Consider the following 18079-nt stretch of genomic DNA (forward strand, 5'->3'; position numbering starts at 1 on the left):
TGTGCTTTATTGACATAAAAAATCACCCCATTATGTAGATTGTACTCGACCCTTTGTCGATTGTCTACATAATAGGGTTATGACCAAAACGCGACCCCCTTTATATTTGCAACAAATAAATAATATTTAAATTTATATTAATTAAATAAAGTAAAATAATATTTTCTTTCTTTATATCAATATTTTTTGTGTAATTAGGTATTAATTTTAGTATTACTTATGATGCTGTTAATAATGAAGTATATAAAAGTTTAAAACAAAATTATATATGATTATAATTTTTGAAATAAAATAATCTTAAAAAGTAATATTGGATAATTTTTTAGAAAAATTTAGAATGTTGTAATTAAAATTTTGTAAAATAGTAGAAAAATTGAATTATTTATATAAAAATAATGATATAAATATGGTATAATATTTTTCATTGAAATAATGTATTAAATGTAGTTAAAAAAAAGAGTATTTTAATTGAAAAAAAATAAGGAATTCTTATATAATAAGAGAAAAATATATTATAAATATCTATTATTTATGGTTAGTTTGTTTCTGTAATTTAATTTATATAATTTAATTTATGTAAAAAGAGTAGGTTCTTTGAGATTTATTATGATAAATGAATATAATAGTTCGTACAAAATTGAATTATATACTTAGGAGTAAAGTTGAGATAATGAATAAAGTAAAAGAAAAAGTTTTAATAATATCTGAAGTCTTTTATCCTGAAATAGGGAGTGGGGCTAATAGGATAACTAATTTAGTAATTGAATTAAAAAAAAATGGGTATATGGTTGATGTAGTAACCTCAGAACCTTCTTATCCTAATAAAGATATTTATAAAGAAGATGGATATAGGGATTTAGAAAAAGAAAATGATATATATACAGGTTCTAATATACATAGAGTTAGGACAAGCAAAGTGAAGAGGACTACTAACTTTTTTATAAGATTATATATATATATTAATTTCTTTTTTAAAAGTATATTTTCAATAATTTTTAGACGGTCAAAATACAACTTAGTTATAGCTACTATACCATCTCCTTTTTCTGGAGTTTTAGGTATAATAGCAAAAATTAGGTTTAGATGTAAGTTTATATTAGACATAAGAGATTTATGGCCAGAATGTATAAAAAATGTAGGATTATTTAGAAAAAATAAATTTTTGTTGAAAATTGCATACGTATTAGAGAAAGTAATTTTTAAATTTACAGATTCAATTGTAATTAATAGCAATGGTTTTAAAGAATATATAAATAAAAATAAGTATAAAAAAAGAGTAGTATTTATTCCAAATGGGTTACAGGTTAGTGAAATTGAGAGATATGAGAAAATAAGAAGGAAAACAAATAAGCATAGGAAATTTACTGTTATATATACAGGGATGATAGGATTACCTCAAAATGTGACATCACTTGTAAGGGTTGCTAGAAATTTGAGACATATTGAAGATATAGAATTTAAAATTATAGGTACAGGAATACAAAGAGAAAAAGTCTTAGAGCTAATAGATCACTATGATTTGAAGAATATAAGGGTATATAATCCAATGCCTAAAAATAAAGTTGTTGAAGAAGTAGCTAAATGTCATATAGGGTTAGCTCACCTGAGAAAAGATAGTGCCTTTGATTTGGTAATACCAGGAAAAATAATTGATTATATGGGAATAGGAATACCTATAGTGGCAGGGGTTGAAGGATATGCTGCAAAAGTTATAAATGATAGTGAATCTGGTTTAGTTGTTGAACCAGATGATTATGTTGGATTATCTAAGGCTATTATGAAAATCTATAATGATAAGAAATCATATGAGTATTATTCAAAAAATGGTATGAATTATTGTTTAAATAATTTTTGTGTTGAAAATAATTTGATTAAATATATAGATTTAATTGAAAGAGTTACAAGGAGAAATGATTATGTCAAAAAAAATAGGGATGTTTGTATGGAATCACTTCACCAATGATGCAAGAGTATTAAGAGAATGTACTGCTTTAGCTGAAAAGGGATATGATGTTAAGCTTATAGCTATTCATGATTCAAAGCAAAAAGATTTAAAGAAAAATGAAAATAGAAATGGCTTTAATATAGTAAGAGTAAATAGATATCCTAAATACATATTGCTGGTTAATAAAGCTATCAGTTTAATTAAGAGAAATAAGATTCTTACATTACCGTTACTAGTTCTTATTGGGTTGATTTTTTATTTTAATCAAATAATTGGACTTGCTGTATTGTTATTTATGGGAATAATGTCTCTTAAAAAGATAAGAGGTTTTTTAATAAAAACACATATATTTCTAGGTATGATAATTGAAGGATTAAAATTTAATGCTGATGTATATCATAGCAATGATTTAAATACCCTTCCTCAAGGGATAATATGTAGTAAGATTTTTAGAAGAAGATACCTAGTGTATGATTCACATGAGGTTCAAAGCTCTAGAACTGGATATGGAAAGCAAGCATATTACATAGAAAAAATATTGATTAAGTTTATTGATAAAATGATTATGACCAATAGAACAAGGGCAGAATATGTTAAGGAATTATATAATATAGAATTGCCGGAGATTGTACATAATTATCCATTTTACACTAAAGATGATTCTATAGAAAATAAATATGATATGTATTCCATGTTAGATATTCCAACTGATAAGCCAATATTACTTTATCAAGGTGGAATTCAAGTTGGAAGAGGCCTTGATAAAATTGTAGAAGCTATAGACAAGTTCAATGATGGAATAACTGTTTTTATAGGAGATGGAAAGTTAAAGCCTGAGATAGTAAAAATGGTAGCAGACAGACAACTCAATGAAAAAGTAAGGTTTGTAGATAAAGTTCCAGTAGATGAATTAAAATATTATACTGCTAATGCTTATTTAGGCTTTCAAGTTTTAAATAATGTTTGCTTTAATCATTACTCTGCATGTTCAAATAAACTTTTTGAATATATGATGAGTAAAGTTCCAGTAGTAGCGTGTAATTTTCCAGAGATAAAAAGAGTAGTTCAAGAAGAACAAATAGGATTAGTTGTTGATTCTCATGATCCAAATGAAATAGCAAATGCTGTGAATGTATTATTAGAAAATAAAGAATTACATTCAATGTTTAGTGAAAACTGCACAAAGGCAAGAGAAAAGTATAATTGGAATAATGAAAAGGAAAACTTCGTTAAAATATATGATAGTTTCTTATATAAGAAAAATATGAATATAGATAATGATATAAATATAGGTGTATAAATATGAAAAATTTACTTTTTATTTTAAAGGAGCATAAGACTAATTTCTATAAAATTTATAAATTAGCTTTATATGATTTTATAACTCCATTAAGAGATACGTATCTTGGAGTTTTATGGATAGTATTAAACCCATTATCACAAATAGGGGTTTATTGGTTTGTTTTTGGACTTGGAATAAGAAATGGTAGAGCAGTAGATGGACATCCTTTTTTATTGTGGATGTTAGCAGGATTAGTACCTTGGTTTTATATTAGTAATTCAATAAGTAGTGGAACTTTATCTATATATTCTAAGTCATCAATCTTAACAAAGATGAAGTTTCCAACTAGCATAATACCAACTTATACTATAGGAACTCAATTGTTAAATAATATACCAGTAATATTTATAATGATAATAATATATGTGGTTAATGGATATAAAGCCACTATATATTATATTCAAATACCATATTATATAATTTCAGCTAGTTTACTATTGATAGGGATATCACTTATTACATCAGCTTTAGTTATGGCTGTAAGAGACATAAATAGAATAGTAGGAACAGTTTTAAGATTTATGTTTTATTTAACACCGATTTTATGGACTACTATAAATTTACCACCAATAGCTTTGAAAATAATAAGATTAAATCCTTTTATTTATATTATAGAAGGATTTAGAAATACGTTTTTATATAATAAGTGGTTTTTTGAAGATATAAGCTTTACTATTTATTATTGGGCGGTAACAATAATAATACTTCTAATTGGAGCATTAGTACATATGAAGTTAAGAAATAGATTTTCAGATTTAATTTAATTACAAAGGGGAAGTCATGGAAGAGAATAAGTATTCGATTGTAGCTAAGAATGTTAGCAAGGGTTATAAAATGTATTCTAGTCCTAAGCAAAAATTAATGGATTTGATTCTTCCTAAAGGAGCAGGGAAAACATTTTATGCTCTTAAAGATATATCCTTTAAGGTTGAAAAGGGAGAAGTGGTAGGATTATTAGGACTTAATGGTTCTGGAAAGTCAACATTATCTAACATATTAGGTGGAGTATCTATGCCAACAAGTGGAGAAATTGAGATAAATGGAGAATCTGCACTTATAGCAATAGGTCTAGGTATGAATAATTTTCTAACAGGAATTGAAAATATAGAGCTAAAAGCTCTTATGATGGGATATAAAAAAAGTGAAATAGAAGAAATAAAGCAAGAAATTATAGATTTTGCTGATATAGGTGAATTTATAAATCAACCACTTAGGACATATTCGAGTGGCATGAGATCTAGACTTGGATTTGCAATATCTATATATACTAATCCAGATATATTAGTAATAGATGAGGCTTTATCAGTTGGGGATCCAACATTTACACAGAAATGTTTAGATAAAATGAATGAGTTTAAGGAAAGTGGAAAAACTATTTTTTTTGTTAGCCACTCATTACCTCAAATAAAACAGTTTTGCAATAAAGCTATGTGGCTTGAGTATGGAGTGCTTAGGGAATATGGATCTATAGAAGAAGTATTACCTAAGTATCAAAGATATATAAATGAAATAAATAAAATGACAGATAAGGAAAGACTAGAGCATAAAAAAAAGGTTCTAAAAAATCAAGATCATTCATTATTAAGAGAATTTAAACTTGTAGATAACAATTTAAAAAGATTTGTACCAAATGGGAAATTTATAAAAAATGTAACATTAATAAATGATAATAACAAGATTAAAGAAACCTTCTTTAATATAGATGTAAGCACTTTTGCATTTGGATTCATTCCATCAATATTAAGAAAAAGATATGAGACAGCTATATTTATATTAATATCTCAAATTTTAAACTTTTTTATAGTAAGATTTCCTATTTCAATATTTACAAATTTCATAGTTACAGGTATAGCATCAATATTTACATCAAAGAGTTATTTAAATTATTTAGTTGAATATAAAAAATTTATACCATATACAATATGGAAAAAGGTTAATTTAGAAGATGAAGATATAGAAAGAAAAATAACTATAAATAAAAGAAAAAATAGAAGGATAGTTGCAATTTCCATAGCCTTTATTCTTTTTACTTCATTAACTTCACTGGGATTCACATATAAAGATGTAATAGGAAGTATCATAACAAGTAGTAATAGTCAAATGAAAGTTAAAAACTATGCGATTATAACAGTTAAGAGTGATAAATTTGAAAGTATATTAATATTAAATTCTAAAAATAATAATGACTTAGAGGGTATAGTATATCCGGGAAAAATACAAGTTAAAATGAATAATAAAATTGATGAATTGAATAAATTGGTTAATATAAAGGATATTGAGACCTTAAAAAATGTTATTAAAGATAACTTTGCTATTCAAATATCAGATTATATTCTAATAAATAAGGATGATATTAAGAGTAGTGATAATATTAAAGCAGTAGATTTATATAAAGATATTTTTACAGGTTTATTCGAATTAAGTGAAAGTGATTTTAATAATAAAGTTAAAGAAATACAAAAAAAATATCCTGATATAGATAAATTATTAGTGAAGGAATTTTATGATAACTTTAAAGATAGTAATGTTAATATATCAAATTTAAAATATGAGATTGTATTATTAGGAGATATAGTAGATGGAGAAATATTACAAGCTCTTAATTTATCAAATAAAGCAAATTATAAGTTTTTAACAGTAGATAAAAGAATCTTACAAAATAATGAATTAGTTAAGAATATAAATAAAAAATATAATGAGTATTTAGAGAAAGAAAAAAAAGATTTGGAAGAATCAATTTGGAATGAAGATGACGAATTGCAAGAAGAAAATAGTGTCGGTGTAGGAGAAACTATAATGCCACCTTCAAATAGCGGAGGAACCGGAGGAAATACAACGCCGCCTTCAAATAGTGGAGGAACCGGAGGAAGTACAACGCCACCATCTGATAATGGAGGAGCCGGAGGAAGTACAACGCCACCATCTGATAACGGAGGAACCGGAGAAAGTACAACGCCACCATCCGATAACGGAGGAGCCGGAGGAAATACAACGCCACCATCCGATAACGGAGGAACCGGAGGAAGTACAACGCCACCATCTGATAACGGAGGAACCGGAGGAAGTACACCACCGCCATCTGATAATGGAGGATCAGGAGAAAGTACACCACCACCATCTGATAACGGAGGAACCGGAGGAAGTACACCACCACCATTCGATAACGGAGAATCTGAAGGAAATACAATGTAGGTATTACCTGAAAATGGAGGTGAGGAATAAAGTACAACCACTCCGGCAAATTCAAATTAACAATATTTATAAAAATAATAATCTTGTTGATTTGTGAAATTTTAATAATATAGAGAAGGTTAAGATTATGAATTTAGTTACTTATTTAGAGGATCATATAAATGATTTGATAGAGAATAGTTTAAAACAACATAAAGTTAAAAGAATAAAAAATCAATCATTATTATTATTCTCTAATGATCAGTGTAAAGTAAATGAATTAGGCTTAGATAACGATATAAATACTTTTGGAAATATTGATATTGACGGTGACAAATTTATATTTGATTTAATAAAAGAAATAGATAGCCTCTATAAGAAAAAAGAGTTTTATTCCTATACGTCTAATTTAAAGATAGGAGGAAAAGAAAGTCTGATTGATACAGTAAATATAGAGGATTTAGAATATAAAGAAATAATAAAAATTTTTATAAATAAATTATCTAAGCAATTTCATAGCTCAGATATAATACTATTAAATTTTTTCTTTGATGAGGAATTTAAAACAGTGGATAATGAGTTAATGGCTTTATCTGATGATGAAATTAAATATATTCAAAATATGAATTCTCATTTAAATAGATTAGTTGGGATATTTAAGGAATTATATCCTGGTATAAGTGTAGTTACATTTGAAAAAGCAATAGTAATAGATGACTTAAAAAATAAAACATTTAAATTTAGAGATGATGTAAATCAAGAAATAATAAGAATGATTAATAAAAATATTAATAGTAAGAAGTTTCATGGTGAAAAGATATTTTCATCAATACATCCTATTAAATATTATTTTGAAAAAGCTAAATTAAACAATAAAAATAAACTTATGATTATTTTTTCAGCTTTTTCAACAGACGAGGCTAAATATAATTATATAAGTACATTAAAGACTTGTGATTGTAATAAACTTTTTATACTAGACGATTTTGGAAGCAAAGGTACTTATTATCTAGGTCTGAAAGGTGATTTTAACATAGAAACATCTGTTATGGCACTCATTTCCTATATTATGTCAAAAAATAAGATATTATTTTCTAATGTTATATCTATTGGTTCATCAAAAGGTGGAAGTGCAGCAATTTATTACGGATTGAAATATAATTTTGGAAATATAATAGCAGGTGCACCGCAATATAAAATAGGAACATATTTAAGTGATTTATCAATAAGTGATTATGCTTTGGAGATTTTTGGTGAAATAAGTGATTGTAATAGAATCAAATATAATAATTTAATAAGATTGTCTGCAAATACTTGTACTAATATATATTTACTTACTAGTGATGGTGATAATCAATATAAGAAAGTATTAAAGGAATTTGAATTTGTTTCTAGAGAGTTAAATATTAAGTTAAATATAGATAAATGTGAAATAAATAATCATGGTGAAATATCTAGAGAGTTCCCAAAATTTTTATATGATAAGTTAGATTTAGTATTAAATAAGTCTTTAATTAATTTCAACAAAGCAAATAAAAGTATTATACTCTTTAAAAACTCTATAAGAAAATATTTAAAAAAATAAATTAATTTGGTAGTGGTGAAAAATGAAAAGTATTAATGTAGTAGGATTAGGATATATAGGGCTTCCAACCGCTTTAATGTTTGCAGCAAATGGAATTAGGGTTAGAGGAACTGATTTAAATATAAATATAGTAAATAAATTAAATTCTGGAAAGTTAACCTTTAAAGAAGATGGGTTAGAGGAATTATTTAAAAAGGCCCAAAAAAATGAAATTGAATTTTCAACGAATTATTTAAAAACAGATATGTATATAATAACTGTACCAACACCATATATTAAGGAAAGTAAAAAGATAGATCCTAAATATGTGATTTCAGCCGTTAATAATGTGCTAAATTTTTGTGAAAAAGGTGCAGTAATAGTAATAGAATCAACAGTATCTCCTGGAACAATAGATAAATTTGTAAGACCGCTAATAGAAGAAAAGGGGTTAGTGTTAGGAAAAGATGTTCATTTAGTACATGCACCAGAACGAATAATTCCAGGAAGAATGATATATGAATTGGAGAATAATTCTAGAACTATAGGAGCAGATAGTGAAGAAATAGGAAATAAAGTGAAAGAAGTGTACAGTTCGTTTTGTAAGGGAGATATTATAGTTACAGATATAAAAATTGCTGAATTAAGTAAGGTTGTAGAAAATACTTTTAGAGATATAAATATAGCTTTTGCAAATGAATTAGCTAAGATATGTAGAAGAGAAAATATCGATGTATATAATCTTATAGAAATAGCTAATAAGCATCCAAGAGTTAATATTCTTAATCCAGGTCCAGGGGTAGGGGGACATTGTATATCTGTAGATCCTTGGTTCTTAGTAGGTGATTATCCAGATACTGTTAATATAATAAAGAGTGCTAGAGAAGTAAATGATTCTATGCCAAGATTTGTTATTAATAGAATTAGAGATATAATGGCAGAAAATAATATTGAAGATATATCTAAGGTTGGATTATATGGAATTACATATAAAGAAGATGTTGATGATACAAGAGAAAGTCCAACACTTCAATTATTACAAAAACTAAATGACTATGAAGCTAATTCTATAAAGATTTATGACCCATTTATAAGTGAATTACATTGGGAAAGCCAATATTTAGATTTTGAAAAATTTATAAATGATATAGATATGATTGTTATAATGGTTGGACATGCTCATATAAAAGAAAGAAGAAGTATAATAAAAAATAAATTAATTTTAGATACTAAAAATATAATAAAAGATTGTGAAATATATAAATTATAAGCTTGGAGAGTAAAAATGATAAAAGTAAGTGTTATAATACCAGTCTATAACTCAGAAGCGTATTTAGAAGAAGCTATAGAATCAGTGTTAAAACAGAATTTAAATTATGTAGAAATAATTTTAATAGATGATGGCTCTACCGATAAATCATTAGATGTTTGTTATAGTTATTCTAATAAGCATGACAATATAAATGTTATATCTCAAAAAAACTTAGGGCCTGGAGCTGCTAGGAATAAGGGGATTGAACAGGCTAAAGGGGAGTATGTAACTTTTTTAGATAGTGATGATTTAATTCCTAAAAATATATTTAAAAAAGTATATTCTATTTTAAAAGAAACACAATCAGATATTTTTATAGGAAATATATTATGCTTTGATGATGTAAGACAATGGCATATATCTTACATGAAAAAGATTTTTCTTAATAGTGGAAAAATGAAGGTGGGAAATACTTATGAAATGTCTGAAATTAATTATACTCCATCTGTATGTAATAAATGGTTTAAACTTTCAATGTTAAAAAAGAATAATATTTCATTTAATGAAAATATAAAGGTTGGAGAAGATTTATTATTTACTCAAAAGTCTTATATAAGTGCAAAAAAAATAGTTACTAAAGATATAGATATTTATAATTATAGGATTATAAAGAATGATTCGTTAGTAAAAAAAAGTGATATTAAATTTTTTGAAAACTTATTAGAAGTAGAAAAAGAGCTTATTAGGTTATATGATGATAAACATTTAAATAACACAATCATATTAAGACAAATTGAATTTTGGATTGATAGCATATTTTTAAAAATAGAAAATATTCAAGAGAATGAAATAGATAAAGTTATAAACTTAGGCATGGAGTTTTTTGAAATATCAAAAGAAGTTTGCTTTGAAAGAGAAAATTTTAGAAGCATTGAAAGATATTTATTGGCAATTTTATTTAAAAATAAAGATAAAGAAAATATACTTAAGCTAATTAATAAATATTTATTAATTAAACCTAGGAAGTATTTAATTTTAGAAAATGATAAATATTTTAGTTATTTATATAAGGATTTTAAAGAATATAAGGATTTTTTAAATCAAAAGCCTGAAATTGAGAATAAGGTTGAGAATTCATATATAAATGAGAAAAATATATTGGTTCTAAGAGGATACGCTTTTGTAAGGGGATTAGAATTAAGTAATAAGGATGTAATTAAGCGAGAATTAATTTTAAAAGGGAAAAAGCATAAAATTATAAAAAAAATAGAAACTGATTATAGAACTGATTTGACATATTTATTTAGAGGAGATTCTATTAATTATAATTGGAGCGGATATAAACCGATAGAAATTAATTTATCAGAATTAAAAGATGATGAGTATGAAGTATTACAAAGAATTACAATAAACAAAAAAGTTTTTAATATACCATTTGAGTTTAAGTTAGCAGAAATAAGAAACAAGCTTAAAGTTAGGTACATAAAAAATAGAGAAGTATTTTGTAGATTTACAGATGGTAAATATCTAAGCATAAGAATTAAGGCATTAAGTAAAAAGTCATATATAAAGTCAAAATTAAGAAAGATTAAAAGAGATGTAAAATATGATGTAAGTTTATTAAAGAGAAAAAAGTATAAGTCATTTTTGGTTTTAATTTCATATAAATTATTTGGATGGTATTTTAGAAATCAACAAATATGGCTAATGGGTGAAAGAAAAGATACGGCACAAGATAATACTTATCATTTATTTAAATATATAAAAGATAATAAAAAGAATGTAAATGCAAAGTATATAATCGCAAAAGATTCTCAAGATTTAATAAAGATAAAATCATATGGAGATATAGTATGGTATGATAGCGTCTTACATACATTATATCTTTTAACTTGTAAGTTTACTATAAATAGCTATGCTGAAAAACCAAATATGTACACTAAGGAATATATAGATATCGTTAAGTATTATCCTGAGTTTGTAAAAAATAAAAAAGTGTTTTTACAACATGGGGTAATAGGAGTAAGTAGGGTAAATCATGTACTTCATAAAAATAAAGTTAATTATGATTACTTTGTAGTTAGTTCAGAATTTGAAAAAAGACATATAGTAGAAGAGTTTGGCTATGATGAGAAGGAAGTTATAGTTACTGGTTTAGCAAGATGGGATAATTTAAATAATGAGGCAAAGAAAAATAAAATTTTATTGATGCCAACATGGAGATCGTGGATAAAGAGTGAAGAGGAATTACTTAATTCTAATTATTTTAAGACATATTTAGATTTTCTTAATAGTGAAGAATTACATAAGATTTTAAAAGAAAAGAATTATGAGTTAACATTCTATCCACATTATCAAACACAGAAATTGTTAAGTAAAATGAGCGACAATTTTGGAGAAAATATTACTATAGTAAGACAAGGCGAGAAAAGTGTACAAGATCTAATAAATGAAAACTATATATTAATAACAGATTACTCAACAGTTGCTTTTGATTTTGCTTATAGTAATAAACCAGTAATATTTTATCAATTTGATTATGATGAATTTTATTCTAAGCATTATAATGAAGGTCCTATAAATCATAAAAAAGATTTGTTTGGGATTAAAGTATATAATTTAAAAGAATTATCTGAAGCTTTAAAAACAGACTATACATATATCAAATCAAGACATATAAATAAGTACATATTAAAAACAGATAATCACTGTGAAAAAGTTTTTAATTATATAAAATATAATATGCAGGTTTGATTTTATTATTTTATCTACACAAATATATTAAAATTTTAATATTTTACAGATGGAGGGGATTTAATTATGGGGAGTAATATAAATAATAAATTAGATGAAATTACAAAAAGAAGTAAAGTAATAAATTTAGAAGAAGATTATAAGTATATTTTAGAAGTTAGTAAACTATTAATAAATAATATTTTAAATTGGAATAGTGAATCAATTTCTGAATTACTTTATAGTTTACAAAAAGTATATTCTAAAATTAATGATGGTGATTATTTAGATTATATAAAAAATAATGCAATAGATGACTATGATATTATGAGGATCTTTATAAAAAATATAAACGCAGAAGAAGAGCTTATATCTATTTTAAAGTTATATATTAATAATACTACTTTGAAAGATGAATATATAAAAGTAAAAAGTGATTTGGAAAAAAAATCTATATTAATTAATAATAATAAATTAAATTTTGTAATAAATTTGGATAAAATAATAAACACTCTCAAAAAAGTACAAATGTTTTTGCTTTATTGTATTACTAAGCCAGCATTTATTTTTAGGGATGTTTGGTTAATAGGAGAGAGAAGTAATCAAGCAGAGGATAATGGATATGTTTTTTTTAAATATTGTAGAGAAAATCATCCTGAAAAGCCTATATATTATATAATAGAAAAAAATAGTAAACAGGCTTTAAAATTAAAAGAATTAGGTAATATTATATATAGGGATACACTAAAGCATAAGATATATTTACTTCATGCTAATAAATATATATCAGCATATCATTTTTTAAAGTTTTCAACTTTAAAAAATTTTAATAAATTTCAACATTATTATATGAAATATATAAAAGCAACAAGAATTTTTTTACAGCATGGTGTCACAATGAATAAGCCATATTCATTAAATAGGTATGTTGGAAAACATGATTATATAATTATTCCTACTAGTAAAGAGGAAAATCTATTTGTTGAAGAATATGGATATAAAAATACAAATTTATTAAAAACTGGTATGGCTAGATTTGATAATTTAATAGATACATCGAATATGAATGAAAAGAAAATATTATTTATGCCAACATGGAGAGCAGATTTGAAAAATATGTCAGATAAGATGTTTATGCAAAGTGAATATTATAGGGCAGTAAATTCTTTATTAACAAATAAAGAATTAAATAATATTTTAGAAAAAAATAAAATAAAATTAGTTTTTTATTTACATTACGAAATGCAAAAGTTTATAAAATGTTTCAATACTCAGAGCAAAAATATAGAATGTTTAGATATAAATAATAGTATAGTTCAAGAATTGCTTAAGTCTTGTAATTTATTGATAACAGATTTATCTTCAGTAGGATGTGATTTTTCGTTTATGGATAAGCCTGTAATATTTTATCAGTTTAGCAAAGAAAATTTCCATTATGAAATTAATTTAGATACTAGATTTAATACTTACGACGATTTTGGAAAAGTTGTTTTAAGAGAAAATGATGTAATAGATTTAATAAAAAAATGGATTAATAGTTCATATAAGAATATAACACCTATAAAAGAAAATATTTATTTTTATTTAAATGATAGAAATAATTGCAAAAGAATATATGATGAAATAGAAAGATTACCCAAAAAGAGAGTTGAAAATGAATTTGAAGTAGAAATAAAAGATGAAGATAATACTATAGTAGAAAAAAGATATTATGACAGAAATTTCAATTTCAAAAAGAGGGATTACTTTAGAAAAGATGGAAGTAAAAGAATGACGTTGTTTTATAAGGATAGTTATATTTTTAAAGGATATTTATATAATGAAGAAGAAAAATTATTTGCAGAATATAAATACTATAAAAATATAATATATAAGAAAAAATATTATACTATTATGAAAGACAATAAAAAACATATTGAATTTATTCAACATAAAAACGGAAATTTAAAATATAAAATTATTTATTTTAATGATGGTAAAACCTTGAAAAATAAAACTCAATATCGATATGAGGGGGGAAGTATAATGAGAAATGAACTTTATTATTCAACAGGTGAGCTAAAAAGAAAAATAATTTATAATGAAAATGGAAAACCAATTGAGGCCTTTTTCTATGATAAGGATGGAAATAAAGAGAGATATTATCAGTATTATGTAAGTGGAAAAGTAAAAAATAAAATTTTCTATAATAATATGGGACAGTTGGAAAAAGAAGTTGTTTTATCAGAAATTGATGAATCCATAATAAAAGTTAAAAAATATATAATAGAGAGTGAGAAAAATGCAGTTTAATTTAGATTTAAAAGGTAGTTGTGTTACTAGAGAAGCACTTGAGCATACTAGCAAAATAGATATAAATAAATATTGGTTTCAAAAACCTTTAGTGAGTATATTTTCTGAGGAGTTAAATATTAGTGAAGATAATATTCAAGAGTTAAAATTACTATTGGCAAATATGAATATGAGTAATTTTATAATTAGAACTCAAACAGAATCAATTAAAAAAAGTTTTTTTAATGAGTATGAGAAAAAAGATTATTTTTTAATTGATTTAATAGATGAAAGAATGTCTCTTATGGAAATAAATGAAAATACATATATAGAGTATAGAAGACATATTTATAACTTTTTAAAAGATTTTTATAATATAAAAGTAGTAAAAAATAATTTTAATTTATTTAAAAAAGCATGTGATTGTTTTTTTAATGAGTTGCTTAAATATTATAAAGAGGAAGAAATAATACTTCACAAGGCATATGCAATAACTAAATTAAAGATAAATGATACAATATACGAACTAGAGGAGTTTTTCTATGATAAGGATGAAAAAGTAAAGAGATACTATTCAAATGAAAATGCAAATAATTTTAATGAATTTTTTTCTCAATGTTATGAATATATTGAAAGAAATTGGCCTAAAGTTAAAGTAATAGAAATTGACATTGAAAAGTGTTTTTTAGATATAGATCATAGATTAGGTAATAATTTTTTTCATTATGAAGAGGAGTATTATATTTCATTTTTAGAACAATTATTTGACATATTAAATAATAATTATAATCATGAAAGAGTTGCAAAAATTATAGAGAAAAATAAAAAGAATATAGAGAAGAAATTTAATTTTGATCAGAATGACAAGTTAATAGAATATAAAGATATAAATGGACAAATTTTATTAAAGAAAGAGTTTTTAAATAATTCTCTAAAAAAGGAGTGTTTTTATTCTGAATTAGGAGAACTAGAAAAAATAGTTGAATACCAAAATAATAATGTATCAAATGTAAAAATATATGAATGTGATAAAAAAATAAAAGAAATGACTTATACAAATGGGCTTTTATATGAAATAAAGTATTATAATTTTAATGGAAAAATAAGAAGAAAAATACATTACTCTAAATTCAGTCCTATAGGTGTACCACAGATAGAGGAAAAGTTTAATTCAATGGGTATAAGAACAAGTTATAAAACTTTTTACTCAACTGGAGAGATGAGTAGAATAAATAAATATGATAAAAAAGGACTATTAGAAAAAATATATTACCTTAATAAAAATGGTTGTGTATATAAGGAGAAAATATATTCTGATGGATTAATTAAATTAGAAATATCATATAAGGAAAATAAAGTTGATAAAGAAATAGTGTACTCAAACGAAGGTTTAAAAATTGAGATTTTTAAATATAATGAAGAAGGTACTCTTGTAAGTCATATGAAAAGAGAAAATAAAAATACTAATTGGAAGGATATAGAAGTAGAGTCCTGAGGTTTTTTATAAGAAATAAATTTATATATTATTAAGAGAGAGTATTTATATAATTATAACTAAAATTTGAATATATAAGAAAAGGGAGGGGAAAATATGGCGATTCTTGTTACCGGAGGAACTGGATATATAGGAAGTCATACAATAATAGACTTAATTGAAAATAATGATGAAGTTATAATAGTTGATAATTTATTAAATAGTTGTTATGAGGTATTAAATAGAATAGAATTAATATCTAGCAAGAAAATTAAGTTTTATAAAGTAGACTTATTAAATAAATGTGAACTAGAAAAAATTTTTGAAGAAAATAAAATAAATGCAGTTATACATTTTGCAGCTTTAAAAGCAGTAGGGGAATCAGTAGAATTACCTTTAAAATACTATGAAAATAATATTGTAGGAACCATAAATTTGCTTCAAATAATGGAAAAATATAATGTTAAAAAATTTGTTTTTAGTTCATCAGCAACAGTATATGGTGAAGTAGAAAAAATGCCAATTCATGAAAATAATAAGTTAGCTGTAACTAATCCATATGGAAGGACAAAATTGATTGTTGAAGATATTTTAAGGGATATTTATAATTCGGATAATTCATGGGGGATTGTTATATTAAGGTATTTTAATCCTGTAGGGTCTCATAAAAGTGGAATTATAGGAGAAGATCCTAAAGGAGTACCTAATAACTTAATGCCATATATAACTAGAGTAGCTATAGGTAAAATGGAAAAATTAAATGTGTTTGGAAATGATTATCCAACTGTGGATGGAACTGGTGTTAGAGATTATATACATGTAACAGATTTGGCTAAAGGACATATTAAAGCATTAGATAAAATAAGGTTGAATAATGGGATTTTTGAATATAATTTAGGAACAGGAGAGGGATACAGTGTTCTTCAACTTATTGATGTTTTCTCAAAAGTAAATAATGTTAATATAAATTATGAAGTTATAGAACGAAGAGAAGGTGATGTAGCAATATGTTATGCTGATGTAGAAAAAGCTAGAAAAGAATTAGGATGGATTGCCGAAAAAAATATAGAAGATATGTGTATAGATGCTTGGAATTGGCAGACTAAAAATCCAAACGGGTATATGGAGAGTCTTAAGGAAAAATAAAAATATAGACTAGTTATATGGAATAAAAATAGATGATGAGTTGTAATATAACAGTATTAATATTAGAACTTAAAATTAGTAAGGAAATTTAAGGATAATATATTTATTATATAAGTAGCAATTTTATTTATAATAAAGGTTTATAGTTTTTATATAAAATATAGTAATCATTTAAGTATATAACATCTATAAATATTTTTAATCATAAAATACCCTATAACTATAGAAATTAAATAGTTGAGGGTATTTTATTTATGTGAAGAAAAAAAGTGAACTTATTCTTGAGGACTTTTGGAGTTAGATTGAAACTATAAATATTATGAATAATAAAAGGTTTAGTAAAGCTATTGCTTATAGTGTAGTTGAAACTTGCAGGAGTAATAATATTAATGTATTCCACTATTTAAATAATTAGTTTAAATTATTATATAATATAAATTTTATTCAGAATCTGTAACTTTGAGAGTAAAATCTTCATTGGTAAGGAAGTTTACATGAGTAATGCTATAACAAGAATAATAAACAAAGAAATGAGGAGCCTTTCTAGTTAGGGAGCTCCTTTAATTATATGGTAAATTTATCTATTAAGTTATTACAAAGATAATCAGTGGATCTTGTTGAAATGTGGAAGCACATTAATAAAAAAAGAAACAAAGAAAGTTGATATTATACAAGGGTGCCGCGAAACGCGCCCCCTTTATTTGTTTAAGGTTATATTAAATGAAATATTTAAAAAAATATACTTAGTAAGAGTATTCTTATGATTTTATTTGAAAATAAAGTATAGTGACATCAGTTTAAAATAATAAACAATTAAGGCTGAAGCAAAGATTATAGGAATTATATAAAATAGATTTTTAACATAACATTTAATATATTATTTTATCGATATATTTAGAAACTAAAAAATGGGAGGACTTATGAGAAAGAAAAGTAAAAGAATATTTTCTTTATTAGTATTAATACTTTTTGTAATGCAATTGGGTATTAATCCTTTTATTACTTATGCTGATGTTAATAATGAAGATGCAGAAAAAACTAATTACAATGAAAGTACAGATTCACAAGAAATAGAAGTAAAGAATATTTACTTTAATAGGAATGAATTTAGGGTTGGAGAAACTTTAGAAATATTTGCAGATACATAAAATGTATCTGAAGAAAATACTATATATGCATTT

General features: G+C 24.3%; 11 protein-coding genes. All 11 read left to right on the top strand.

Annotated features, from left to right (window positions below):
- Nucleotides 1-670 precede the first annotated feature (670 nt).
- The 11 genes from J2Z25_RS08260 (at nt 671) to J2Z25_RS08310 (ending at nt 18046) form a co-directional block, all read left to right on the top strand.
- A complete protein-coding gene (locus J2Z25_RS08260; protein ID WP_008680686.1) occupies nt 671-1963 on the top strand; it encodes a glycosyltransferase family 4 protein in 1293 nt (430 codons plus the stop codon).
- Nucleotides 1917-3245: a glycosyltransferase gene (locus tag J2Z25_RS08265; RefSeq protein WP_207745212.1), complete on the top strand. Its 1329-nt coding sequence runs from the start codon at nt 1917-1919 to the stop codon at nt 3243-3245. Before J2Z25_RS08260 ends, J2Z25_RS08265 begins: the two co-directional genes overlap by 47 nt.
- 2 nt (nt 3246-3247) lie before the next feature.
- Nucleotides 3248-4051, top strand: coding sequence for an ABC transporter permease (locus tag J2Z25_RS08270; protein ID WP_099345825.1), 804 nt, complete (start codon nt 3248-3250; stop codon nt 4049-4051).
- Between the two features lie 16 nt (nt 4052-4067).
- Entirely contained in the window at nt 4068-6479 is a 2412-nt protein-coding gene (gene tagH / locus J2Z25_RS08275; protein ID WP_209739674.1) for a teichoic acids export ABC transporter ATP-binding subunit TagH, read from the top strand.
- A 127-nt stretch (nt 6480-6606) separates the two neighbouring features.
- Entirely contained in the window at nt 6607-8043 is a 1437-nt protein-coding gene (locus J2Z25_RS08280; protein ID WP_111928353.1) for a hypothetical protein, read from the top strand.
- A gap of 22 nt (nt 8044-8065) precedes the next feature.
- The gene (locus tag J2Z25_RS08285; protein WP_209739677.1) at nt 8066-9292 is read left to right on the top strand and encodes a nucleotide sugar dehydrogenase; all 1227 of its coding nucleotides are present in this window, start codon (nt 8066-8068) and stop codon (nt 9290-9292) included.
- A 15-nt stretch (nt 9293-9307) separates the two neighbouring features.
- Nucleotides 9308-12028, top strand: coding sequence for a bifunctional glycosyltransferase/CDP-glycerol:glycerophosphate glycerophosphotransferase (locus J2Z25_RS08290; RefSeq protein WP_209739680.1), 2721 nt, complete (start codon nt 9308-9310; stop codon nt 12026-12028).
- A 66-nt stretch (nt 12029-12094) separates the two neighbouring features.
- The gene (locus J2Z25_RS08295; protein ID WP_209739683.1) at nt 12095-14299 is read left to right on the top strand and encodes a CDP-glycerol glycerophosphotransferase family protein; all 2205 of its coding nucleotides are present in this window, start codon (nt 12095-12097) and stop codon (nt 14297-14299) included.
- Entirely contained in the window at nt 14289-15773 is a 1485-nt protein-coding gene (locus tag J2Z25_RS08300) for a DUF6270 domain-containing protein (protein WP_209739686.1), read from the top strand. Before J2Z25_RS08295 ends, J2Z25_RS08300 begins: the two co-directional genes overlap by 11 nt.
- A gap of 96 nt (nt 15774-15869) precedes the next feature.
- Complete coding sequence (gene galE, locus J2Z25_RS08305) at nt 15870-16898, top strand: UDP-glucose 4-epimerase GalE (protein WP_209739688.1); 1029 nt, start codon at nt 15870-15872, stop codon at nt 16896-16898.
- Between the two features lie 920 nt (nt 16899-17818).
- Nucleotides 17819-18046 carry a hypothetical protein gene (locus J2Z25_RS08310; RefSeq protein WP_209739691.1) on the top strand — a complete coding sequence of 76 codons (228 nt, stop codon included), beginning with the start codon at nt 17819-17821 and terminating at the stop codon, nt 18044-18046.
- Nucleotides 18047-18079: the final 33 nt, after the last annotated feature.

Origin of the sequence: Clostridium tertium, from assembly GCF_017873245.1 — a bacterium.
GTDB classification, from domain to species: domain Bacteria; phylum Bacillota; class Clostridia; order Clostridiales; family Clostridiaceae; genus Clostridium; species Clostridium tertium.